This is a genomic window from Curtobacterium sp. USHLN213 (assembly GCF_037144815.1).
In the GTDB taxonomy this organism is placed as follows: domain Bacteria; phylum Actinomycetota; class Actinomycetes; order Actinomycetales; family Microbacteriaceae; genus Curtobacterium.
Map to the genome: position 1 here is coordinate 410,765 of NZ_JBBCYQ010000001.1, position 23,980 is coordinate 434,744.

At 71.5% G+C, this 23,980-nt stretch carries 19 protein-coding genes and 1 other RNA gene; 11 read left to right on the plus strand and 9 right to left on the minus strand.

The features are described from left to right. Positions 1–23: 23 nt before the first annotated feature. The 9 genes from aroA to WFH25_RS01930 all read left to right on the plus strand — a co-directional run bounded on the left by aroA (position 24) and on the right by WFH25_RS01930 (position 11,811). On the plus strand, positions 24–1,385 hold the full coding sequence (aroA, locus tag WFH25_RS01890) for a 3-phosphoshikimate 1-carboxyvinyltransferase (RefSeq protein WP_336696636.1): 1,362 nt from the start codon (positions 24–26) through the stop codon (positions 1,383–1,385). Between the two features lie 4 nt (positions 1,386–1,389). Then, positions 1,390–2,436 (plus strand): ribosome small subunit-dependent GTPase A, encoded by a 1,047-nt coding sequence (gene rsgA, locus WFH25_RS01895; RefSeq protein WP_071296175.1) that lies wholly within the window; start codon positions 1,390–1,392, stop codon positions 2,434–2,436. Positions 2,437–2,618: 182 nt separating this feature from the next. After that, the gene (locus WFH25_RS01900; protein ID WP_336696637.1) at positions 2,619–3,815 is read left to right on the plus strand and encodes a hypothetical protein; all 1,197 of its coding nucleotides are present in this window, start codon (positions 2,619–2,621) and stop codon (positions 3,813–3,815) included. Positions 3,816–3,835: 20 nt separating this feature from the next. After that, a complete protein-coding gene (locus WFH25_RS01905) occupies positions 3,836–4,618 on the plus strand; it encodes an inositol monophosphatase family protein (protein WP_336696638.1) in 783 nt (260 codons plus the stop codon). Positions 4,619–5,281: 663 nt separating this feature from the next. Continuing rightward, a complete protein-coding gene (locus WFH25_RS01910) occupies positions 5,282–7,978 on the plus strand; it encodes a helix-turn-helix transcriptional regulator (RefSeq protein ID WP_336696639.1) in 2,697 nt (898 codons plus the stop codon). 417 nt (positions 7,979–8,395) lie between these two features. Then, positions 8,396–10,210: a glutamine--fructose-6-phosphate transaminase (isomerizing) gene (gene glmS / locus WFH25_RS01915; protein ID WP_309888822.1), complete on the plus strand. Its 1,815-nt coding sequence runs from the start codon at positions 8,396–8,398 to the stop codon at positions 10,208–10,210. A 29-nt stretch (positions 10,211–10,239) separates the two neighbouring features. After that, on the plus strand, positions 10,240–10,374 hold the full coding sequence (locus WFH25_RS01920; protein WP_261647065.1) for a hypothetical protein: 135 nt from the start codon (positions 10,240–10,242) through the stop codon (positions 10,372–10,374). Next, on the plus strand, positions 10,371–11,084 hold the full coding sequence (locus tag WFH25_RS01925; RefSeq protein WP_071302148.1) for a M50 family metallopeptidase: 714 nt from the start codon (positions 10,371–10,373) through the stop codon (positions 11,082–11,084). Before WFH25_RS01920 ends, WFH25_RS01925 begins: the two co-directional genes overlap by 4 nt. A gap of 193 nt (positions 11,085–11,277) precedes the next feature. Then, positions 11,278–11,811, plus strand: a complete 534-nt coding sequence (locus tag WFH25_RS01930; protein WP_336696640.1) for an NUDIX domain-containing protein — start codon at positions 11,278–11,280, stop codon at positions 11,809–11,811. Positions 11,812–11,956: 145 nt separating this feature from the next. Here the strand turns inward: WFH25_RS01930 and WFH25_RS01935 are convergent, their stop codons facing one another. Next, the gene (locus tag WFH25_RS01935) at positions 11,957–13,171 is read right to left on the minus strand and encodes an amidohydrolase family protein (RefSeq protein ID WP_336696641.1); all 1,215 of its coding nucleotides are present in this window, start codon (positions 13,169–13,171) and stop codon (positions 11,957–11,959) included. 125 nt (positions 13,172–13,296) lie between these two features. Here WFH25_RS01935 and WFH25_RS01940 point away from each other — a divergent pair, with 125 nt between their 5' ends. Both WFH25_RS01940 and WFH25_RS01945 read left to right on the plus strand, forming a co-directional pair. Beyond that, on the plus strand, positions 13,297–14,706 hold the full coding sequence (locus WFH25_RS01940; protein WP_336696642.1) for an O-acetylhomoserine aminocarboxypropyltransferase/cysteine synthase family protein: 1,410 nt from the start codon (positions 13,297–13,299) through the stop codon (positions 14,704–14,706). A 3-nt stretch (positions 14,707–14,709) separates the two neighbouring features. Further along, complete coding sequence (locus WFH25_RS01945) at positions 14,710–16,014, plus strand: LLM class flavin-dependent oxidoreductase (protein WP_336696643.1); 1,305 nt, start codon at positions 14,710–14,712, stop codon at positions 16,012–16,014. 25 nt (positions 16,015–16,039) lie between these two features. Here WFH25_RS01945 and WFH25_RS01950 read toward each other — a convergent pair whose 3' ends face one another. The 8 genes from WFH25_RS01950 to WFH25_RS01985 all read right to left on the minus strand — a co-directional run bounded on the left by WFH25_RS01950 (position 16,040) and on the right by WFH25_RS01985 (position 23,976). Beyond that, the gene (locus WFH25_RS01950) at positions 16,040–17,704 is read right to left on the minus strand and encodes an APC family permease (RefSeq protein WP_070416379.1); all 1,665 of its coding nucleotides are present in this window, start codon (positions 17,702–17,704) and stop codon (positions 16,040–16,042) included. A 126-nt stretch (positions 17,705–17,830) separates the two neighbouring features. Beyond that, on the minus strand, positions 17,831–18,610 hold the full coding sequence (locus WFH25_RS01955) for a hypothetical protein (protein WP_336696644.1): 780 nt from the start codon (positions 18,608–18,610) through the stop codon (positions 17,831–17,833). A 156-nt stretch (positions 18,611–18,766) separates the two neighbouring features. After that, positions 18,767–19,144, minus strand: a transfer-messenger RNA (tmRNA) gene (ssrA, locus tag WFH25_RS01960). A gap of 96 nt (positions 19,145–19,240) precedes the next feature. After that, positions 19,241–19,717, minus strand: coding sequence for an SsrA-binding protein SmpB (gene smpB, locus WFH25_RS01965; protein WP_022907777.1), 477 nt, complete (start codon positions 19,715–19,717; stop codon positions 19,241–19,243). A gap of 206 nt (positions 19,718–19,923) precedes the next feature. Then, a complete protein-coding gene (gene ftsX / locus WFH25_RS01970; RefSeq protein WP_070416381.1) occupies positions 19,924–20,838 on the minus strand; it encodes a permease-like cell division protein FtsX in 915 nt (304 codons plus the stop codon). After that, positions 20,835–21,590: a cell division ATP-binding protein FtsE gene (gene ftsE, locus WFH25_RS01975; RefSeq protein ID WP_070416382.1), complete on the minus strand. Its 756-nt coding sequence runs from the start codon at positions 21,588–21,590 to the stop codon at positions 20,835–20,837. Before ftsE ends, ftsX begins: the two co-directional genes overlap by 4 nt. Positions 21,591–21,641: 51 nt before the next feature. Beyond that, positions 21,642–22,751: a peptide chain release factor 2 gene (prfB, locus tag WFH25_RS01980; protein WP_070419094.1), complete on the minus strand. Its 1,110-nt coding sequence runs from the start codon at positions 22,749–22,751 to the stop codon at positions 21,642–21,644. A gap of 61 nt (positions 22,752–22,812) precedes the next feature. Then, a complete protein-coding gene (locus tag WFH25_RS01985; protein ID WP_309779820.1) occupies positions 22,813–23,976 on the minus strand; it encodes a cysteine desulfurase family protein in 1,164 nt (387 codons plus the stop codon). Positions 23,977–23,980: the final 4 nt, after the last annotated feature.

Sequence of the window (23,980 nt, forward strand, 5' to 3'; positions counted from 1 at the left end):
GCGTTCAGTACCCTTGTGAACCGATGGCAGTCACGACGCATTCCCAGTCCCGCACCGAGCCCTGGATCGCCCCGCTCGCGCGGGGTCCGCTGCGCGGCGACGTGTCGCTGCCCGGGTCGAAGTCGCTCACCAACCGCGAACTCGTGCTCGCCGCCCTCGCCGACGGTCCGTCGACCATCCGGCTGCCGCTGCACTCGCGCGACTCGGCGCTCATGGTCGAGGCGCTCCGGCAGCTCGGCGTCGGGATCGACGAGGTCGCGCCGGCGCCCGGTGCGACCCCGAACCCCTACGGCCCCGACCTCCGCATCACACCGGCGCCGATGCACGGCGACGTCCGGGTGGACTGCGGACTCGCCGGCACCGTGATGCGCTTCCTGCCGCCCCTCGCCGCGCTCGCGGTCGGGCCGGTCACGATCGACGGCGACCCGTACGCGCGCAAGCGGCCGATGCACGCCATCATCCAGGCGCTCGTCGACCTCGGCGTGGACGTCACCGACGACGGCGGCGGCGCGATGCCGTTCTCGTTCACCGGCACCGGCTCGGTCCGCGGCGGATCGCTCTCGATCGACGCGTCCGCCTCGTCGCAGTTCGTCTCCGGGCTCCTGCTCTCCGCCCCGCGCTTCGACGAGGGCCTGCACCTCACGCACGTCGGCGAGCGCCTGCCGAGCATGCCGCACATCGAGATGACCGTCGCCGCCCTCCGTGCCCGCGGTGTCCGGGTCGACGAGCCCGCGGTCGGCGAGTGGGTCGTGCACCCCGGGCCGATCGCCGCCCGCGACGTCACCATCGAACCCGACCTGTCGAACGCCGCGCCGTTCGCCGTGGCGGCGCTCGTCGCCGGCGGCACCGTCCGCATCCGCACCTGGCCGACCGCGACGACCCAGGTCGGTGCCGACCTCGAGCGGCTCCTCCCCCTGTGGGGCGCGACCGTCACGCGGGACGGCGACGACCTCGTCTTCGACGGCGGCGTCGGGGTCCGGGGTGGCGCCTCCCTCCCGGGTCTCGAACTCGACCTCAGCCGCGGCGGCGAGCTCGCGCCTGCCCTGGTCGCGTTGGCGGCCCTGGCCGACGGCCCGTCCGAGATCACCGGGATCGGCCACCTGCGTGGGCACGAGACGGACCGTCTCGCCGCGCTCGCGTCGGACGTCAACCGTTCGGGAGGCGCGGTGCACGAACTCGACGACGGCCTGCGCATCGAGCCTGCCGCGCTCCACGGCGGCGACTGGGCCGCGTACGACGACCACCGGATGGCGACGGCCGGCGCGGTCGTGGGTCTCGTCGTCGACGGCGTCGCCGTCGACGACATCGGCTCGACCGCGAAGACGCTGCCGCAGTTCCCCGAGCTGTGGGCGGCCCTGGTCGCGACCGGGGACACGGGGGTCTGACGCGATGAGCTGGTGGGACGACGTCGACGGTGACGACTCCGACGCGGACGAGCCGTACGGGCAGTACGACGAGTCGAGCGTCCGGGTCCGACCCAACCCGAAGGGCAACCGCCCCCGCACGAAGGTCCGTCCGACGTACGAGGACGCCCCCACGGGGTGGGTGACGAACGTCGACCGCGGGCGCTTCGGTGTGCTCGTCGGGGACCGGGTCATCACGGCCACGAAGGCCCGCGAGCTGGGGAAGAAGTCCGTCGTCACCGGCGACACGGTCCACCTCGCCGGCGACGTCTCCGGCGAACCGGGCTCGCTCGCGCGCATCGTGAAGGTCGCCGAGCGCACCACGCTGCTGCGCCGGAGCGCCGACGACACCGACGAGGTCGAGCGCGTCATCGTGGCGAACGCCGACCAGATGCTCATCGTCGTGGCCGCCGCCGACCCCGAGCCGCGCACCCGACTGATCGACCGGTACCTCGTGGCGGCGTTCGACGCCGGCCTCGACCCGATCCTCTGCATCACGAAGACCGACCTCGCCGATCCCACCGAGTTCCTCGCGCACTTCGCCTGCCTCGACCTGCGCATCGTGACGAGCCGCTCCGACGACGTGCCGTTCGACGCCCTGCACGAGGTCCTCGACGACAAGGTGACCGTGACCGTCGGGCACTCGGGCGTCGGCAAGTCGACGCTCGTGAACGCGCTGACCGGGTCCTCCCGGGCCACCGGGGTCGTCAACTCGGTGACCGGTCGGGGACGGCACACCTCGTCGTCGTCGATCGCGCTGCAGGTGCGGGACGGCGGGTGGATCATCGACACCCCGGGTGTCCGGTCGTTCGGGCTCGGACACGTCGACCCGGCGAACGTGTTCCGTGCCTTCGCCTCGCACGCCGTGCCCGTCCGCGAGCCGGTGGACGGGATCCCCCTCTCCCAGGCGCACGACTGGGAGATCGTCGACCGGGTGCAGGCCGGCGAGCTCGGGTCGACCGGGGTCGAGCGGCTCGACTCGTTCCGCGCGCTGCTGACCGGCATGGGCGCCGAGGACCCGGGCACGGAGTAGCGCGCCGCGCCGACGCGCCGACGCGCCTCGCGCCTCGCGCAGTGTGCGAGGTTCCGCGCTCGGTGGGACGCCGGCGCCCTCCCACGGTGTGCGGAGGCTCGCACACTCCGGCGCCGGCCCCGCACCGTGCGCGGCGGCACCCGGGTCGACAGGTGTGCACCGACGTTGTACAGTTGCCCTTCGTGTCTGAAGTTGCAAAGTACAACTTTGCGCCGACCCCCGCCGTCGACGCCCCGTCCTCCTCCATGACGACAACGACGTCGCACGTGCACGCCACCTCCCCCCACACCCACTCGCACGCCGCTCCCCGTGCCTCCAGGGCCCCGCGTCAGCCGAACGGCCCGTCGACGCTCCGTCCGCAGGGCCTCGGTCGCACCCTGCTGAGCTTCGGCTCGCACATCCTCGTGCCCCTCTTCCTCGCGATCGGCATGGGTCTCGCCTACCTCGGCGCCTTCCACGCCCCGACGCCGCACGACCTCCCGGTCGGCATCGTCGGACAGGGTGCGGCGACCCAGGTGTTCGCGCAGACCGTCACGGACGAGTCGGACGGCGCCCTCGTCACCCACGTCGTGTCCTCCACCGCCGAGGCCGAGCGCCAGGTCCGTGACCGCGACCTCGCTGCCGTCTACGCACCGACCGCGACCGGGGCGACGCTCTACGTCTCGACCGCGGCGTCGGAGACCACCGCGAGCGCGGCCCAGAAGATCTTCATGCCGATCGCCTACGGGTCGCACCTGCCCTTCACGGTGCAGGACGTCGTGCCCTCCGGCGACGAGGACACCACCGGACAGGGCCTGTTCTTCCTGCTCGTCGCCCTGAGCGTCGGCGGCTACGCGTCCGCGATCGCGGTGGCCGCCTTCGCCACCCGGCTGCGACCGCTGTGGACCGCCGTCACCGGCCTCGCGACGGCCGGAGTGGTCGCGGGCATCGGCATCCTCATCGCCGGTCCGCTGTACGGCATCATCACGACGAACCGGTGGGAGATCTTCCTGTTCGCCTGGATGTACGACGCGATCATCGTCGCGCTCGGGGTCGGCCTCCACCCGCTGCTCGGCCGGTGGACGACGCCGATCCTCACGATGCTGTTCGTGATGCTCAACTTCACGTCGTCCGGTGGCATCTTCCAGCCGGCGTTCCAGCCGGGGTTCTTCGCCGGCCTCAACACGTTCTGGAGCGGTGCCGCTTGGCTCCAGGCTGCGCAGGACCTGCAGTACTTCCCGGGCGCCTCGCTCGGTCGGTCGTCGCTCGTGCTGGCGCTGTGGCTCGCCGCGGCCGTGCTGCTCTGCGTCGTCGTGCACGGTCTCGTCGCCCGCCGCGCCCGCATCGCCCGCGAGCGCGAGGTCACCGCCCTCGAGGAGGAAGAGGTCGTGGCGGCGTAGCCCCCGCTACGCTGGCGACCGTGGACCTCAGCGCCGACCTGGACTTCGCCCGCTCCCTCGCCGACACCGCCGACGCGATCAGCCTCGAGCGGTTCCGCGCCGCCGACCTGCACGTGTCGAAGAAGGCCGACAGCACACACGTCACCGACGCCGACCAGGCGGTCGAACGAGCGCTCCGCGAGCGGCTCGGTGCCGAACGTCCCGACGACGCCTTCCTCGGCGAGGAGACCACCGCCGACGCCGGCGCCGAGGCCGTCAGCGAGGGCCACCGCCAGTGGGTGGTCGACCCCATCGACGGCACCGCGAACTACCTCCGCGGCGTCCCGGTCTGGGCCACCCTCATCGCGCTCGCGGTGGACGGGCGCCCGGTCCTCGGCGTCGTGAGCGCACCCGCCCTCGGCAAGCGTTGGTGGGCGGCCGAGGGGCTCGGCGCGCACTCCTTCGACGGTCCCCTGCACGTCTCCGGCGTCGACTCCCTCGCCGAGGCCAGCCTGAGCTACAACAGCATCCAGCAGTGGGACGACGACGACCGCCTGGACGCCCTCGTGACGCTCTCCCGTCGGGTCTGGCGTACCCGGGCCTACGGCGACATGTGGTCGTACATGCTCGTGGCCGAGGGCGTCCTCGACGTCGCCGGCGAGCCCGACCTCAAGCCGTGGGACATGGCGGCGCTCGTGCCGATCGTCGAGGAGGCCGGCGGCCGGTTCACCTCGCTCGACGGCGATCCCGGCCCCTGGCACGGCAGCGCGCTCGCGACGAACGGACTCGTGCACGACGCCGTCGTCGAGGTCATCCGCCGCTGACGGCCCCGAACGCCCGGCGCGTGCAACTGTTGCACGCGCCGCGGTGCGACATCGTCGACGTCGTACGACAGCGGCCTCGTCGCAGACCCGCGCGCGCAACCGTTGCGCCCGCGCGGAAGCGACACCATCGACGTCGGACGACATCGGCGTTGTCGTTCCGAGTCGGCACGAACACTCGACCGACAACCCACCAGCGGGTCGGCCCTGCGGCGGACACCGGCTGTACCCCGGTTTCGTACCACGAATCGCCGCAGCCGATCCCGGAACGCCCCCCGAGGGGGGCACGTGGCCCCCCGGACTGGGGACACCGCGGGTGGACATCGGATTGCGGAGACCGGCCATCCGAGCCAGAACCTGAGTTATCTTGCTTTCAGGCGACAGGTCAGGTGCCGCTTCGGAGTCCCTAGCTCCGAACGGGATGCCAGACCGGTCGTGCTTCGTCCGAAGACCCTAACCCGAGGGGTGATACAGACGATGATTTCATCGTTCCCGAGCGGAACCGAGTGCACCCTCACTCGTCATCCGCATTCCGTTTCCGACAGCTCCGGCACGCGTTCTTCCCTGCGTGCCCCACGTCCGGCTCTGCGCGCGGTCACCCGCCGTGCCTCCGACCGGTCCCTCTCCTCCGTCGCATCCGCTTCCGGGCCCGGAGGCCGGTGAGTCATGGCACTCACCGGTCGCCGTCTCGAGGTCGACCGGATCGCGACCCTCGCTGTACTCCCTCGTGAGTCCGCGATGGTCGTCGTCGGCGACCCTGGTTCCGGACGCAGCAGCGTCCTCGACGCGGTGTCCAACCGCGTCTCCCTCCCCGTCGTACGCGTCGGAGTGAACGGGAGTGAGTCCCACTGGCCCCTGGCCGGCGTGACCTCGCTCTTCACCGCACTCGACGATCCGCGTGCGACGGCCCACATCGCGCACCTCCTCCAGGGGAGCGCACCCGTCGACCGGCAGACGCCGGGGCTGGCGGCGGCGCACGACTTCCTCGACGCCGTGCACGCCCTCACCCTGCCACCGACGCTCGTGCTGATCGACGACCTCGACCGCATGGACGTGGAGAGCCAGGAGCTCATCGCGTTCCTCGCGTCGCGGCTCGCCGGCACCGCACTGCGCGTCGTCGCCACGGTCCGCACCGTGCCGCCGGCGGGACCGCTCGCGGCCCTGCCGACGCTCCGGATCGAACCGCTGCCCTCGGACGAAGCACTCGTGCTCGCCCGTGACATGGCTCCGGAAGAGACGAACGAGGGTGTCCTCGCCGTCCTCGCCGAGGAGACCGGTGGCAACCCCGGCGCACTGCGCGAGCAGCTCGCCGTGCTCAGTCGCGAGCAGCTGATCGGCTCCGAGCCGCTCGTGCTGCCGCTCCGACCGACCCCGACCACCGAGGCCATCGCGGCCCTGGCGCTCGGTTCCGCAGCAGGACGCGATCTGGACGTCCTGGCGCGGTTGGCCCTCGTCCCCGTGGCGAAGACCACCGGTTGGGACCGCGACGAGCTCGACGACCTGGCACACGCCGGACTCGCGACCGTCAAGGGGCAGACCGTCTCGGTCCGCGATCCCCTGGTCCGTTCCGCGCTGTACTGGCGGATGCCAGCACGGGACCGTCGGGCCGCGCACACGGAACTCGCCGCGGCGAGCGCCGAGTCCGACCCGCGTGCGGCCGCGTGGCACCGCAGCTTCGTCGACGACGTCCCGGACGTGGTCGCGCTGCTCCGTGCAGCCCGCTCGTACGTGGTGGACGGCAACGCCCAGGCCGCGGTCGTGCTCACCGAGCGCGCGCTGCACATCGGTTCGGGGCACGAGGACGAGCACGCTGCGCTCCTCGGTGTCGCCGAGGCCCTGCTGGCGAACCGGCTGCTCGGCTTCGCCGCGCGGTACCTCGCCGCGATCCGGCCGTTCCGAGCGACCGCGGACGAGACCCGTCGGCTCCGGCTGTCGTACTCGGTGCAGTACCTCAGCGGCGACGCCGTGCACGCGGACGAGCTCCTCGTGCCGGTCGACCCCGAGAACGCCGCCGAGGCGGACGCGCTCGGTGGGCTCCTCGCGATGGTCGCGTGCTTCCGGGCCGAGGCCTGGGAGCTCGACCACGCCAGGGACCTCCTCGCCCGGGCGGAGCCGCTCAAGCGGTCCGCGTCGCAGCACACCCTCGAGATCACGGAGACCGCGCACGAGCTCATCGCCGCGGTCGACGGGACCCTCCCGGCCGACACGGCGCTCCACGACGGGCTCTCCACCACGACGCTGGTGGGCATGTCCGACCCGGCGCTGCTGCTCCTCGCCCACGCGTTGAGCATCGCCGAGCGGTACCGCAGCGCCCGCCGCGTGTTCGCCCTCGTCCTCGCCCGGGGACAGGAGGCCATGCCGGTCTGGACAGAGGCCGCCCGCTACCTGTCCGCCGAGAACGAGGTGCGCTCCGGGAACTTCCGACAGGCGCTCCGCGCGATCGACGTCTGGGAAGCCGGATCGTCGGTGGTCGAGCGGCTCCGCGAGCCGTCCCGTGCCATCGCGCTCGCCTGGCGGCACTTCGCCGAGGGGCGCTCCCCCGAGGCGCTCGAGGTCCTCGACCGGTGCCTCGCGCAGCGGTCCACGAACCGTCTGTGGGGTGCGACCGCCAAGCTGCACGCCCTGCGCGGTCGGGTCCTGCTGCTGGACGGTCGACTCGACGAGGCCGCGGCCTCGCTCGAGGCGGCGGACGCCATCGGTCGCTCGCTGCGGAACCCGGCGGTGCTCCGGCACCTCGGCGACCTGGTGGAGGCGTACTCGCGCCTCGACCGGATCGACGACGCCCGGGCGATCGCCGCACGGCTCGCGGCGGACCACCACGCCCGCCCGTCGCGCTGGGGCGCCCTCGTCCTGGCGCGGAGCCTCGCGCTCGTCGCGGACGACACCACCCGTGACACCGCGCGTCGCCGTGCACTGGAGCTGTTCCAGCCGCACGACTCGCAGTTCGAACGTGCTCGGACCTTCGCGGCGCTCGCTGCCGTGGGGACCCCGACGGAGCGTCCGCGCCTCGGTGCCGCCGCTGCGGCGGCGTACGAGGCGGCGGGGCTCCGGCGTCCGCTGGCCACCCCGGCCGCGACGGTCGCGATGCCGGTCTTCGGCTCGCCGACGTCGCTCCGGTCCGGTCCGGTGCTGTCCGCGCAGATGCCCGGGACGCCGCGCAGCGCGCCGGACGCCTCGGCGGTGCTCACCTCGCTCACCGCGGAGGAGCGCGCCGTCGTGCAGAAGGTGACGGAGGGGTACCGCAACCGCGAGATCGCCTCGTCGCTCTTCATGTCGCAGCGGACGGTGGAGCTGCGACTGACGCAGATCTACCGCAAGGTGGGAGCGCGCTCGCGTTCGCACCTGGTCGCGCTGCTCACGTAGTCGAGACGCGACCCACCACCGGACGGGAGGCGCGGTGCCAGCTGGCACCGCGCCTCCCGTTCGTCGTCGGTGCGGGCCGTGGATGCGGGTTGCGGGACTCCGCACGCCCTGTCCTCCGAACGGGGGACCGCTCGCGGTGAACCGCAAGAGCGGGCGACGACCGTTGCCGTGTCACCGACCGGCGGGTGATGCTTCTCGTGCACCGACCGCCGTGCTCCTCCGGGAGCCCGCCCGTGGTACCCCGTCCGGTACCCGAACCGTCGGCCCACGAACGCCGTCGTCCGTCCTCGCCTGATCCGAGGACGGGCGGCGGCCCGGGCCGGCGGACCGGACGCACGGCAGACCCGACGGCGGTCGGTGCCGCAAGGCTCCTCCCTCCCCCACCCGAGCTGCTCCTCCCACCCGAAGGGAAACCAGATGTGCGGCATCATCGCGGCCCGCGTCACCGACGACGCGTCCCCCTACCTGCTCGACGGACTCGAACGACTCGAGTACCGCGGGTACGACTCGGCGGGCATCGCCGTCCGGACCGCCCACGGCGGCACCGAGACCATCCGGTCCGTGTCGCGCGTCGGTGACCTGCGCACGCTCGTCGCCGCACGCTCCGGCGACGCGCTGACGGGGGTCGGCATCGGGCACACCCGGTGGGCGACGCACGGCGTGGTCCGCGAGGCGAACGCGCACCCGCACGCCGACTGCTCCGGCCGGATCAGCATCGTGCACAACGGCATCGTCGAGAACGCCGACCGGCTCCGTGCGACGCTCGAGCGCCAGGGCCACGTGTTCTCGTCGGACGTCGACTCCGAGGTCATCGCGCACCTCGTCGAGCGGGCGCTCGCGGTGGACCCGGACCTCATGCTCGCGGTGCAGATCGCGACCGCGCAGCTCGAGGGCTCGTGGGCGATCGTGGTGCTCGACGCCCGGGACGGCCGCATGGTCGTCGCGGCCGAGCGCTCCCCCCTCGTCGTCGCACGGTCCGCCCGCGGCGACTTCGTGGCGAGCGACATCGGGGCGATCGCCGAGTGGTGCGAGACCTTCGTGGCGCTCCGCGACGGCGACGTCGTCGAACTCGGCGAGGCCTGGACGTGGTCGTCCTCCGGCGTCACGGTCCCCGTGCCCTTCCCGACGCCGTCCCCGTTCGCCGCGACCGCGCTCGACCTCGGCGACCACCCGGACCACATGGCGAAGGAGATCGAGGAGCAGCCCGAGGTCGTTGCCTCGATCCTCGACCGGGTCGCCCGCCGGGCCGCCGACGGCAGCATGTGGGTCGGCCTGGGGCTGCCCGGGTTCCACCGACTGGCGATCGTCGCGTGCGGCACCTCGCTCAACGCCGGGCAGGTGATCGCCACCGCGCTGCGCGGGATCGGCGGCGTGCCGACGGACATCGTCGTCGCGAGCGAGGCCGACCAGGCGGTGCTCGGCCCGGGCACGCTCGTGGTCGCCATCAGCCAGTCCGGCGAGACCGCCGACGTCCTCCGCGCCCTCGACCGCTTCGAGGACCGGCACCCGGTGCTCGCGCTCACGAACAACGTGCACTCGTCCCTGGCCCGCCGGGCGGACGCCGTGCTCGACTGCCACGCCGGCCCGGAGATCGGTGTCGCCGCGACGAAGACGTTCACCGCGCAGGTCGTCGTCGGCGTCGCCGCGGTGATCTCCGCGCTCGTCGCATCGGGTCGGATCGACGGCGAACGCGCGGCCGCGCTCGTCGGCGAGCTCTCCGACCTCCCCGCCCGCATCGACCACGCTGCCGCGATCGCCGCCGACCGCATCCCGCTGCTCGTCTCGAGCGTCAAGGACGCGACCGGCTTCCTCTTCCTCGGCCGTGGCGCCGGGCTGCCCTACGCGGCCGAGGGCGCGCTCAAGCTCAAGGAGCTCAGCTACCGCTGGGCCGAGGCCTACCCGGCCGGTGAGCTGAAGCACGGCCCGCTCGCCCTCGTCGACGAGGGCACCCCGGTCGTCGTCATCGACCACGGCGACCACCGACTGCAGGCGAACATCGCCGAGGTCCGTGCCCGCGGCGGTTTCGTCATCACGATCGGCGGCGAGGGGTCGGACATCCCCGCACTCGGCCGTCGCATCGTCGGCGACCTCGCCTGGGGTCGCGCGACCGCACCGTGGGGTCCGCTCGAGGCCGTCGTCCCGCTGCAGATGCTCGCCCGCGAACTCGCGCTCCAGCTGGGGTGCGACGTGGACAAGCCGAGGAACCTCGCCAAGTCGGTGACGGTCGAATAGCCAGGCACACGCGCTTCAACCGCCTGACGGTGTTCCTCGCCGTCCTCACGGCGCTCGCCATCGTCGCGACGGTCATCGTGATCGCCGCGACGCTGGTGCCGTCGTTGCTCCCCCAGGGTCTTGCCGGGTTCGTCACGGACGGTGCTGCGATCCTGGTCCCTTGACCACCGCAGCCCCGCCCCTCGTCGTCGTCGCGCTCCTCGTGGGCGCGGTCCTGCCGTTCGTGCCGTTCGTCGGCCGGGTGGCGCGCATCGCCGCGACGATCGCGCACGAGGTCGGGCACGCCGTCGTCGTCGTGCCGTTCGGCGGACGCATCCAGCGCATCGAGCTGCACCCGGACGGCTCGGGCGAGGCATGGGTCCAGCTCGGCCGGGTCCCCGGTGCGATCCGGTGGCTCGTGCGGATCGTGAACCTGTACGCCGGCTACAGCGCGCCGCTCTGGGCCGGCGTGCTGCTCGTGACCGGGGTGCTGCACGGGTCGAGGTGGGTGCCCGTCGTGGTCCTCGGCGTCGTCGGGCTCGTCGCACTCGCGTTCGTGCGGAACTGGTTCGGGATCCTCGTGGTCCTCGGCTTCGACGCGCTCGCGCTCTGGGTCGCCCTGCGCCCGTCCGAGACGACCGTGCTCGTGGTCGCCGCGGTCGGTGCGTTCTTCGTCGTGGACGGACTGCGCTCGGTGGTGCAGGTCGCCCGGTGGCTCGCGACCGGGGCCCGTGTGCAGACCGACTTCCACATCGCCGCGGCCGAGATGCGGGTGCCGGCGACGGTCTGGTTCGTGCTGTTCGTCGCCGTGAACGCCGCCGCGGTGTGGCTTGCGCGCGGTCCGCTGCTCGAGGTGTGGGCGACCGTCTCCGACGGGGTGCGCGCGCTGTTCTGACGCGTGCGGCGGGCGGCGGGCGGCGGGCGGCGGGCCGACTCGGAACGACATCGTCGCTGTCGTACGACATCGACGTCGTCGCACCCCCGCGAGCGCAACAGTTGCGCACGCGCGGCAACGACGAGCCCGCTGTCGTACGACATCGACGTCGTCGCAACCCCGCGCGCGCAACGACCGATGCGACGATGGCACGATGCACCTCGACGACGTCACCGCTGCCCTCGCCGGCACGTCTGCGCCCGACCGCGACCGCTTCCTCGCGTTCGTGCGGACCCACGGCGACGCGGCACTCCGACGCGACGGCGGCCCGGAGCACCTCACCGCGTCGTGCTTCGTGTTCTCGCCCGACCTCGGGAGCGTGCTGCTGTGCCTGCACCGCAAGGGCCGGTTCTGGGTGCAGTTCGGTGGACACCTCGAACCGGGCGACCGCGACCTCGCCGAGGCCGCCCGTCGCGAAGCCCGCGAGGAGTCGGGCATCGCCGACCTCGACCTGCTCAGCACCTCCGCCGCCGACCTCGATCGTCACGACCTGCACGGGGGCTTCGCCTGCGCCGCGCACTGGGACGTCGGCTTCGTCGCCGTGGTCGATCCCGCTCGGGCGACCACCGTCAGCGACGAGAGCGACGACGTCCGGTGGTTCGCCCTCGACGCACTGCCCGAGGGCCTCGCGCCCGGGCTGCCCGCACGCCTGGCCGCGGTGGTCGCCACGGTCGCGCACCGCGACTGACACCGGACGGGAGGCACGGGGCGGCGCCGACCCGCGCCTCCAGTCCGGTGCGTGCGCACCTTCCGACGTGACACGCGTCGATCGACGGGTGCAGTGTCGCGATCGCCGCGCGAACCGCGCCGCGCGCCGCCCGCTGCGCGCCGCGCTACTCCCAGGGGTGCTGCGCCAGCTCCGCCGGGTCGACGACCCGCCCACCGGCCACCACGAGCGACCGCGGCACGCGGCGCACCAGCGCGTCCATCGGGTTCTCCGCGTCGACCAGGACGACGTCCGCGCGCGCACCGGCGACGATGTCGTGCTCCTCGTCCGTGACGAACCGTGCGCCGTCGCGCGACGCGATCTCGACCACCCGCACCAGGTCCTCGTCCCGCACCACCCCGCCGGCCCGCGCGTACTGCCACGCGATGCCGAGCAGGTCGCCGTCGCCGTAGGGGCTCCACAGGTCGCGGATGCCGTCGGTGCCGAAGCCGAACCGCACCCCCGCGTCGTCGAACTCGTGCAGCGGCAACTGCTTCATGCGCACCGGCGCGACCGTCGTCATCGTGACCCCGAGGCCCGCCATCCGGGCGAGCAGGTCGCGGCGCCGGACCGGGTCGACGTCGACGATCGCGAAGCCGTGCGCGACGTTGACCCTGCCGGGCGCGATGCCGAGCCGCTCGACGCGGTCGAGGACCAGGTCGAACGAGAACGCCCCGAGCTCGGCGGGCTCGTGCAGGTGGACGTCGATCCCGCACCCGGTGTCGGCGGCGATGTCGAACAGGCCGTCGAGGTGCCCGACGGGGTCGCGGTCGATGAGCGACGGGTCGAGGCCGCCGATGTTGTCCGCTCCGCCCTCCGCCGCACGGCGCAGCAGATCGAGCACGCCGGGGCGCCGGAGCACGCCGTCCTGCGGGAACGCCACGATCGACAGCTCGACCGCGTCGTCGAGCGCGGCACCGGCGGCGCGGACCGCCTCGATGCCCCGGAGTCCGACGCCGAGGTCGACGTCCACGTGGGTGCGCACCCGGGTGGTGCCGGTGCGGAGCGACTCCCGCAGGACCCTGGTCGCGACGGCCTCGCCCGGGATCCCGAGGGCGTCACGTCGGGCGCGCTCGTGGGCGATCCGGCCCTGGGTCCCGCCCTCGCCGCCGTACGACTCCCACGGGTGGCCCCACCAGCTCTTGTCGACGTGCGCGTGCGTGTTCACCAGCCCGGGGAGCGCGAGCTGCCCACGACCCTGCACCTCGGTCGCGCTGCCGGCCGGGACGGTGCCCGGGAGTGTGACCGCGGTGGTGCGGGAGCCGGTGACGACGACGTCGGCCCGTTCCCCTCCCCACGGTCGCACGTCGCGGATGATCAGGGTCGCGTCCTCGTCCACCATGCCCCCACCCTGCCAGTCCGGCCGCACCGGGTGTGCGCGGGACCCGCCGTAACGGAACGCCGCAAACGGGAACCGCGGAGGGAAGCCTGCGAGAGTACCGGCACGACGACGGCAGGAGGTGTCCCGTGACGGACGAGGCGCACGGTTTCGCGACCGAGCAGGTGCACGGCGGGTTCCAGCCCGACCAGGGCCACGGAGCGAGGGTCCCCGCGATCCACATGTCCTCGGGCTTCCTGTTCGACGACTTCGACCAGGCCCGCGACCGCTTCGCCGGGACCGACGACGGCTACACCTACACGCGGCTCGGCAACCCCACGAACGCCGACGTCGAGCGCCGGGTCGCGCTGCTCGAGCGCGGCGTCGAGGCGATCCTGGTGGGCAGTGGGCAGGCCGCCGCCACCGTCGCGTTCCTCGGCATCCTGCAGGCCGGCGACCACGTCGTCGCGGCGCGCAGCATCTACGAGGGCACCAAGGGCCTGCTCGTGCAGAACCTCGGACGCCTCGGGATCGAGGTCGACTTCGTCGCGGACCAGCGCGACCTCGACGAGTGGGCGCGACTCGTCCGACCGAACACGAAGGCCTTCTTCGCCGAGACGATCCCGAACCCGAAGAACGACGTCCTCGACATCACCGGCGTCGCCGACACCGCGCACCGTGCGGGTGTGCCGCTCATCGTCGACAACACCCTCGCGACGCCGTACCTCGTGCGTCCGGTCGACCACGGTGCCGACATCGTCGTCCACTCGGCGTCGAAGTTCCTCTCCGGCCACGGTGCCGGGCTCGGCGGCGTGGTCGTCGACGGCGGCACCTTCGACTGGTCGGCCTCCCTGGACCGATGGGTGCACCTGACCAGCCCGGAACGGTCGCTCGGCGGCGAGAGCTACGTCGAGCGCTACGGCAGCCGCGCGTTCGTCGTCTTCGCACGCGACGTCGTCGCCTCGCGCATCGGCCCGACGCCCTCCCCCTTCAACTCCTTCCTGCTCCGCCAGGGCATCGAGACGCTGTCGCTGCGCGTGGAACGCCACAGCGCGAACGCGCTGGCCGTCGCGTCCTTCCTGGAGCAGCAGCCGGAGGTGACGAGCGTCGACTACGCGGGTCTCGCCTCCAGTCCGTTCAACGACCTCGCCCAGCGCTACCTGCCGCGCGGTGCCGGGTCCGTCTTCGCCTTCACGCTGGACGGCGGCGAAGCCGCCGCACGGACCTTCATCGACAGCGTCCAGCTGTTCAGCCGGATGACCCACCTCGGTGACGTCCGCTCGCTGATCCTGCACCCCGCCACCACGACGCACGCCGGCAAGACGCCCCAGGAGCGCGCCGACCAGGGCATCGACGACGGCCTCATCCGCCTGTCGGTCGGCATCGAGGACGTCGCGGACCTGGTCCGCGACCTGTCGCGCGGGTTCGCCGCGTTGCGCGGCGCGGGGGCGGGCGCTGTCGGCGCTGTCGGCCAGGAGGCGCGGGTCGGCGCCGACTCGGAGCTCGCCTCCCTCGAACACGCCGTTCCCGGCAACCACGTCATCGCGGAGGAACTCTAGGCAATGGCCGGACTGCAGCACTTCGGGTACTTCTTCTCGCGCGGGTTCGGCCCGCAGGCGTGGGGCCGGTCCGACTGGGACTGGGGGCACGACTGGACGAAGCCCGACCTGTACCAGCAGTCCGTCCGCGCCCTCGAGCAGGCCGGCATGGACCTCGTCATCGCCGAGGACGCGATCTCGCTCGGCAACCCGTCGACGCTCGACCTGCGGATCCGGCAGGCGTACGGCGGCCCGAAGCACGACCCGCTCCTGCTCGCGCCGTACCTGTTCGCCGCGACCTCGCACATCGGCATCGCCCCGACCGTGAACGCGGGGTTCACCCCGCCGTACCTCGCCGCACGGCAGTTCGCGACGCTCGCGCACCTCTCCGGCGACCGCTTCGGCGTCAACGTCGTGACGGATACCGGGAGCGCGCGGCACGCCGGGCTCGCTCCGCTCCCGCACGACGCCGCGTACGACCGCGCCGAGGAGTGGTTGCAGCTCGTGCGGCGGCTCTGGCACTCGTGGGGCTCCGGCTACGTCGGGGACCGCTCCGACTGGCACTTCGCCGACGGCGACGCCCTCGACGCGTTCCACCACGAGGGCGCCTACTTCACCGCGGACGGCCCGCTCAACGCCCTCCCGCTCGACTCCGACCCGATCGTGGTCTCCCCCGGCGGCTCCGGCCGGGGGCTCGGGTTCGCCGGCACGCACTCGGACGTGCAGCTCGCGCTCGCACCGCTGTCCGCGGCGGCCGTGCGGGACTACCGCGCACGGGTGCTCTCCGCCGCGGCCGACGCCGGACGCACCGCCGACGCGCTGCGGATCCTGTTCGTGCTCAAGCCCGAGATCGTGTCGTCGGCGGCCGAGGCGGACCGCGTCGTCGACGCCTCCCGGCACCCGTCCGACGACGACCTCCGCACCGCGGCGATCGCGTGGTCGAGCGATTCCGAGACGGACCTGCTCGCGCTCGACCTCGATTCGCCGATCCCGGCGGGGACGTTCGGCGACCACGTCTCGGCCGGCACCATCCGCGGCCTCGTCGGCGACACCCCAGACGCACCGCTGCGCACGCTCCTCGAACGCAAGGCCCGGAAGGGTCGGGTGTCCTCGCGCGAGGGCTTCGTCGGGACCGCCGACGAGTTCGCGGACTTCATCGAGGAGCTCGGCGCGGACGCCGACAACGACGGCATCATCTTCTCGGGCGACCTGCACCCGGCGCAGGTCTACCGGATGCTCGGCGACCTCGTGCCGGTGCTCCGGCGCCGTGGGCTCCTGCGACGGGAGTACGGCGCCGGAGGCATCCGGCAGAACCTGTTCGACTTCTGAGACCGCGCGCCCCGTGGCGCGGGTCCTAGTGGTGGACGGGCTCCACGACGCCGCTCTCCTCGACGTCGCGGACGTCCTCGGCGGTGCGGAGGATCTCGTCGCGGTCGGACGCCGAGTTGATCGCCCAGTAGTAGATCACCAGGGAGAACACCGCCACCACGACGATGTCGATCCACAGCGGGAACACCGGGTGCGTCAGCGGACCGAAGTCGCTGAGGAACACGATGAGCCCCATGCCGATCAGGTACGGCAGCAGCCACTGGGCCGCCTTCCAGTCCCAGCGCGGGCGGACGCTCGAGGCGCCGCGGAACACGTTGTTCAGGATGATCACCACGGCACCGATGAGGATCGCGACCCCGAGCTTCCAGTCCGTGTCCCACCCGGTCCAGAGGATGATGAGGTTCGCGACGACGAACGCGATCGGTGAGAGCAGCGTCGCGGCCGGCATCCGGTAGGGGCGCTCGACCTCGGGGATCCGCTTCCGGAACGCGCCGAGGGCCAACGGTGCACCCGCGTACATCAGGACGGACGCACTCGTGATGAGGCTGACCAGCCCCTGCCACGACGGGAACGGCGCGAAGCACGCGCACCCCACGACGAACGCCACGATGAGGCCGACCCAGGGCACGCCCTGCTTCGTCGTCCACTCGAAGGCCTTCGGGAAGTACCCGTTGCGGCTGAGCCCGTACGAGATGCGGCTCGTGGCCGTCACGTAGATGAGACCGGTGCCGGCGGGCGAGATGATCGCATCGATGAAGATGACCACGGCGAGCCAGGTGATGCCGGCCGCCATCGCGATGTCGGCGAACGGTCCGGTGTACTTCGTGAAGTCCGCGGTCGCCCACGAGCCCTGGATCGCGTCGGAGCGCAGGACGCCGAGGAACACGATCTGCAGCAGCAGGTAGATCACGAGCCCGATGAGCACCGAGCCGATGACGGCGCGCGGGATGTCGCGCTTCGGGTTCTTGGCCTCGCCGGCGAGCTGGTCCGCCTGCTCGAAGCCGAGGAACGCGAAGATGATGCCCGACGTCGACACCGCGGCGAGGATGCCCTTCGCACCCTCGGGCATGAAGCCGTCCGCCGCCGTGAAGTTCGAGCCGTGGAACCCGCTGAACGCCAGGACGATGATGACCAGCAGGGGGATGGCGACCTTCCACCAGGTCGCCGCGGAGTTCGTGTTCGCGAGGATCTTCACGCTGAGCATGTTGATCACCGTGACGACCGCCATCAGGACGATCGCCACCGCGATCCCGGCGCCGGTCAGCAGCTGCTGGGTCTCCCCCTCGATGACCACGGTGTGCAGCCACGGGTGGGCGAACTGCCAGTGCTGTGCGTACTTGATCATCGCCTCGACCTCGATCGGGGCGACCGTCACGGACTGCAGCCACGAGAACCACCCGAAGGAGGCCCCGGCGATGCCGCCGAAGGCGATGTGGGGGAACCGCGCTGTTCCACCCGCGATCGGGAACATGCCGCCGAGCTCGGCGTGCACGAGTGCGAGGACGAGGATCGCCACGCCACCGATGAGCCACGAGATGATCGCGGCGGGCCCGGCGGTCTTCAGGGCCTCCTGCGAACCGAAGAGCCAGCCGGAGCCGATGATCGACCCCGTCGAGGCCCAGATGAGCCCGATGAAGCCGACGTTGCGCTTGAGGCCGGAGTCCGGCAGCGCCTGTGTCGTTGTAGCCACTGTTGCTCCTGTCGATGAGCGCCGCCCCTCGGACGGGGGCTGCGCCCCTCGACTCTGGCACCGTGACAGCACTTTGGTCGGATTGTTTAACACAATGGAAACAAACGTGCTGTACAAGCCCTCAGGCTACTTCTTGTCGTGCTTCTTCCTGCTCTTCTTGTCCGACTTCTTCTTGTCGTCCTGCTTCTTGTCCGACTTCTTGTCCGACTTCTTGTCCGACTTCTTCTTCGCATCCTGCTTCTTGCCGGACTTCTTCTTGTCGGACTTCTGCTTGCCCTTCTTGTCCGGCTCGGGCTCGGGCGACTCCACCCCGTCGACGGGTTCGACCACCACCGCGCTCCCCGTGTCGGCGAGGACGTCGACCTCGCGCTCCTCGAGCGTCGGCGCGAGGGCGTCCTCCACCCGCTCGACGACGATCGACGCACCGTCCTCGGCGAGCCGGACGAGCGCCTGGGCTGCCCGGACGCGGGTCGTCGTCTTCCGGGCGAGCACGTCGGCGCGGGCACCCTCGAGGAAGGCACGGAGCGACCGTTCGACCACCGAACGACCCCGCGGCGCCGAACGGTCGAGGCGGTCGAGCTCACCGGCCACACCGGACACGTCGTCCTCGACGTGCTCGTGCCGCACGGACTCGATGAGCGCGGCGATCGCGGCCGCCCCACGCTCGACCGCTGCGGACCGCTGGTCGAGCACGACGAGCATCTCGATCACCGAGCCGTACGTCACCGTCTCGAGGCGGACCGGCTCGGCCCCACGCCCGCGGATGACGAGCCGGGCGTCCGGCGTCGGCAGCCACGCGGCCAGCGCAGCGACGGTCGCGACCGAGGCCACCGCCCGCTCGTAGTCGGCGAGCACCACTCGCTCCTGCTCTCGCAGACGGACTCGGATCGCGATCTCCTGCACCACGTGGACCTCCCGTTCGTGGGCACGGGCGTGTTCCCGCGCCTGCTGCGGATCGTAGTCCTCGGAGGTGGCGGGACAGCGAACGCCCCGGCATCGTCCGGGGACGGTGTCGGGGCGTTCGGTGTGGCAGTGCGTGACAGCGGTGCGGCGTCCGGCGAATGGTGGAGATGGGGGGAATCGAACCCCCGTCCATCGCTGCAATTCGACGTCTTCTACGGGCGTATCCGGATGGTTCGTTCTGCTCGGCCCCGTCCTTTGCTACCGGCTTCTAGGACGACGGGCCCAGTCTCAGTGCAAGTCCCGCACGGCCCTGAGGCGCAACCGTGCAGCAAGTCCTCTGGATGACGCCGGAACTCAGGTTAGAAGACGATCACCTGGCCGACGGACTTCATGTGCTGGGCTGCTTACGCAGCGAGAGCGAAGTCAGTGCGCTTGGAATTGGCACTTGTTGTTTTCCACGGATCGTTGACGAGATGACCGTGGGTCCTCGGCCCGCTTCCCGTCGGCACACAGGCAATGTCGAAACCGATCATCCCCATGCGGGCCGGACGTGCGAACCGCTGTCACGCTCTTGAGTTGCCAATGCTCCGATCGGAGCAGTCCCTCAGTCTAGCCGACCGAGGTGCGACGGCGCTACTCGCCGACTCGGTTCCGGGTGCGCATGGCCCGCTCGGCCTCGCGCTTGTCCGTCTTCTCGCGCAGGGCCTGGCGCTTGTCGAACTCCCGCTTGCCCTTCGCGACCGCGATCTCCACCTTGGCCCGGCCGTCGTGGAAGTAGATCTGCAGCGGCACGAGCGTGTAGCCGCCCTGCGCCGTCTTGTGCGAGATCTTCACGATCTGCTGCTTGTGGAGGAGCAGCTTCCGCTTGCGCCGGGGAGCGTGGTTGTTCCACGTGCCCTCGGTGTACTCGGGGATGTGCACGGCGTCGAGCCAGGCTTCGCCGCCGTCGATGAAGGCGTACCCGTCGACGAGCGAGGCGCGCCCTTCGCGGAGGGACTTCACCTCGGTGCCGGACAACACCATGCCGGCCTCGTACGTGTCCTCGATCAGGTAGTCGTGACGCGCGCGACGGTTCGTCGCCACGATCTTCTCGCCGCGTTCCTTCGCCATGCGTGTCTCCTTCCGTGCGGTCGCTGCGGATGCGCAGCCCTACAGACTACCCAACGCGCGGCACCCACCGCACCTTCCCGGCGCGCCGCCCGGTGCCGGACCGGTGTCGGCCGCCGCCGAGACTCGGCCACGCGGACACTTTCGCGGCACCGGAGGCACGAAAGTGTCCGCCGGCCCGAGACTCGGCCAGCACGACTGCCGGCGCGTCAGACCTTCAGGTAGCGGCGGATCGCGACGAAGGCGGACAGTCCCGCCAGCACGATGCCGATCACGATCACCGACGGCACCACGACGGCCGCGTCCCCCATGCCGATGAACGCCGTGCCCGAGAACCGCTGCGCGAGGTAGTTCCGCACGAAGAACCAGACCACCGCAGTGATCGCGCCACCGGCCAGGACGGCCCCGATGGCAGCGGCGATCACCCCCTCGAGCACGAAGGGTGTCTGGATGAACCGGTTCGACGCCCCCACCAGGCGCATGATGCCGAGCTCTCGCCGTCGACTGAACGCGGACAACCGGATGGTCGTCGCGATGAGCAGCACGGCGGCGACGAGCATGAGCGCCGCGATGCCGATCGCCGTGTACGACGAGGCGTTGAGCAGGTTGAAGATCGGTTGCAGGTACCCGCGCTGGTCGACCACGCTCTGCACGCCGGCGACCTTCGACAGGCTCTCGACGAGGACGTCCGCCTGCGACGGGTTCTTCAGGTTCACCCAGAAGGTCTCGTTGAGGTACTCGGGCTTGACGAACTCCGTCGCCGGCGAGTCCTTGAACTGCTGCTTGAACCGGTCGTACGCCTGGTCCTGGTCCTCGTAGTACGTCTTCTCGATGTACGGCTTGAGGGTCGACGAGTCGAGCTGCTCCTGGACCTGCTTGCGCTGGTCGTCGGTGGCCTTTGCCCCCGTGCAGTTACCAGTGGTGTCGGTGTCGGTGCAGAGGTAGACCGCGACCTGCGCCCGGTCGTACCAGTACCCCTTCATCTGGTTGATCTGCATCTGGAGCAGGATCGCGGTGCCGACGAAGGTGAGCGAGATGAAGGTCACGAGGACGACGGACACGACCATGGACGCGTTGCGCCGCAGGCCCGAGCCGACCTCGGACATGACGAGCCCGAGCCTCATCGGATGATCCCCGGGATGGTCTGGATGCCGGTGGTGTTCGAGACGCCCGCGCGCTGGATCGGCACGGCCTGGGTCTGGTAGCCGCCGGACTGCTCGTCGCGCAGGATCGTCCCGTTCGAGAGCTCGATGACGCGGCGCTGCATCTGGTTGACGATGCTGGCGTCGTGGGTCGCCATGAGCACGGTGGTGCCTCCCTGGTTGATGCGTTCGAGGAGCGCCATGATGCCGGCCGAGGTCGTCGGGTCGAGGTTGCCGGTGGGCTCGTCGGCGAGGAGGATCGCCGGCTTGTTGACGACGGCGCGGGCGATCGCCACGCGCTGCTGCTCACCACCGGAGAGTTCGTGCGGCATGCGCGTCGCCTTGCCGGCGAGGCCCACGAGCTTCAGCACGTCGGTGACGGCCTCGCTGATGAAGCCCTTGCTCTTGCCGATCACCTGCAGCGAGAACGCGACGTTGTCGAACACGTTCTTGTTCGGCAGGAGCCGGAAGTCCTGGAAGACCACGCCGAGGTTGCGGCGGAAGTACGGGACCTTGCGCGACGACAGGGCGCCGAGCCGCTGCCCGAGCACGTGGATCTGCCCGCGCGACGGCTTCTCCTCCTTCAGCACGAGGCGGAGGAAGCTGGACTTGCCGGACCCGGACGCGCCCACGAGGAAGACGAACTCCCCCTTGAGGATCTCGAGGGAGATGGCGTCGAGGGCGGGGCTCGGGTTGCCCGAGTACACCTTGGTGACCTGGTCGAATTTGATCATGACCGGATCAGGGTAGGTCGCGTCGCCCGGAAATCAACCGAGGCGCGCGGCTCAGGAATCGTCGGATTGCTTGCGCCAGCGGATGCCCGCGTTGATGAACCCGTCGAGGTCACCGTCGAACACGGCTGAGGGGTTGTTCACCTCGTGCTCGCTCCGCAGGTCCTTGACCATCTGGTACGGCGCCAGCACGTACGAGCGGATCTGGTCGCCCCAGCTCGCCGTGATGTTGCCGGCCAGTTCCTTCTTCTTCGCGTTCTCCTCTTCCTTCTTGAGGAGCAGGAGGCGCGACTGCAGCACGCGCATGGCGGCGGCACGGTTCTGGATCTGCGACTTCTCGTTCTGCATCGAGACGACGGTGCCGGTCGGGATGTGGGTCAGGCGGACCGCGGAGTCCGTCGTGTTGACCGACTGCCCACCGGGGCCCGACGAGCGGAACACGTCGACGCGGATGTCGTTCTCGGGGATGTCGATCGACTCGGTCTCCGGCATGAGCGGGATGACCTCGACCGCGGCGAACGACGTCTGCCGCTTGCCCGCGGCGCCGAACGGCGACATCCGGACGAGGCGGTGCGTGCCGGCCTCGACCGACAGGGTGCCGAAGGCGTGCGGGGCGTCGACCTCGAACGTGGCGGACTTGATGCCCGCTTCTTCCGCGTAGGACGTGTCCATCACGGTGGTCTTGTAGCCGTGCTGCTCCGAGTAGCGGAGGTACATGCGCAGCAGCATCTCGGCGAAGTCCGCGGCGTCGACACCACCGGCACCGGCACGGATCGTGATGACCGCGGGGCGGTCGTCGTACTCGCCGTCGAGGAGCGTCTGCACCTCGAGGTCGCCCATCGTCTTCTGGATCGCCTTGAGCTCGGCTGCGGCTTCGTCGGCGGAGTCCTGGTCGTCGGCCTCGTTCGCCATCTCGACCAACACCTCGAGGTCGTCGATGCGGCGCTCGGTGTCGGTGATCTTCTTCAGCTCCGACTGCCGGTGCGAGAGCGCGCTCGTCACCTGCTGCGCGTGCTCGACGTCGTCCCAGAGGTCCTGGGCCCCGGCCTGCTCGCTGAGATCGGCGATCTCACGCTGCAGGCGGTCGACGTCGACCACCGAGCGGATGTTGCCGAAGGTCTCGCGGAGGGCGGAGAGCTGCTCGGTGAAGTCCAGTTCGACCATGATCACCGATCCTACCGGTGCTTCCCAGCCCCGGAGGCGCGGGTCGGCCCCGGTGGACCGGTCAGCGCCCCAGGAGCGGTTCCCTCGACGCCATCCCCGCGGCTCCGGCGCGCGCCACCGCGTCCGGCAGCGCGGCGAGGAACGCGTCGACGTCGGCGTCGGTCGTGGTGTGCCCGAGCGTGATCCGGAGCGCACCGCGGGCGTCCTGCTCCGACAGCCCCATGGCGAGCAGGACGTGCGAGGCCTCGGGCACGCCGGCCTGGCACGCCGAGCCGGTCGACACCGCGACCCCGGCGGCGTCGAGCAGGAAGAGCAGCGAGTCCCCCTCGCAGCCCGGGAACGTGAAGTGCGCGTTGCCGGGGAGCCGGTCGACCGGGTCCCCCATCAGCACCGCGGTGGGCACCGCTGCCCGGACCCCGGCGACGAGCCGGTCCCGCAGTGCCCGGACGTCCGCGTGCGGCATCGCGGCCGCGACCCCGAAGGCCGCCGCAGCCGGGGCGTCCTGCGTCCCGCTCCGCACCTGGCGCTGCTGCCCGCCCCCGTGGATGAGCGGCTCGACGGTCGCACGACGGCCGAGCACGAGCGCGCCGATGCCGACCGGGCCGCCGATCTTGTGCGCTGACACGCTCAACGCGTCGAGCCCGGAGGCGGCGAACGACACCGGGACCTGGCCGTACGCGGCGACCGCGTCGCTGTGGACGGGCACGCCCGCGGCGTGCGCGAGCTCGACGATCCGCGACACCGGCGCGATCGTACCGACCTCGTTGTTCGCCCACAGGAACGTGACCAGGGCGACGTCCGAGGCGTCGGCGAGCCGCGCCTCCAGGGCCACCAGGTCGACGCGACCCTGTGCGTCCAACGGGACCACGTCGACGACCGCGCCCTCGTGGCGCTCGAGCCACTCGACGGTGTCGACCGTCGCGTGGTGTTCCCCACCGGGGACGACGATGCGCGGGCGCGGACGGTCCTGCTGCCGCGCCCAGAACATGCCCTTCACGGCGAGGTTGATGCTCTCGGTGCCGCCGGAGGTGAAGACGACCTCGACCGGGTCGGCGTCGAGCGAGGCGGCGACGGCGGCGCGGCCGTCCTCGAGCAGCATCTTCGCCTGCTGCCCCGCGCTGTGGATCGACGACGGGTTGCCGACGGTGCCGAGCGCGGCGGTGAACGCGGCGAGCGCCTCCGGCAGGATCGGCGTCGTCGCGGCGTGGTCGAGGTAGACCGGCATCTGC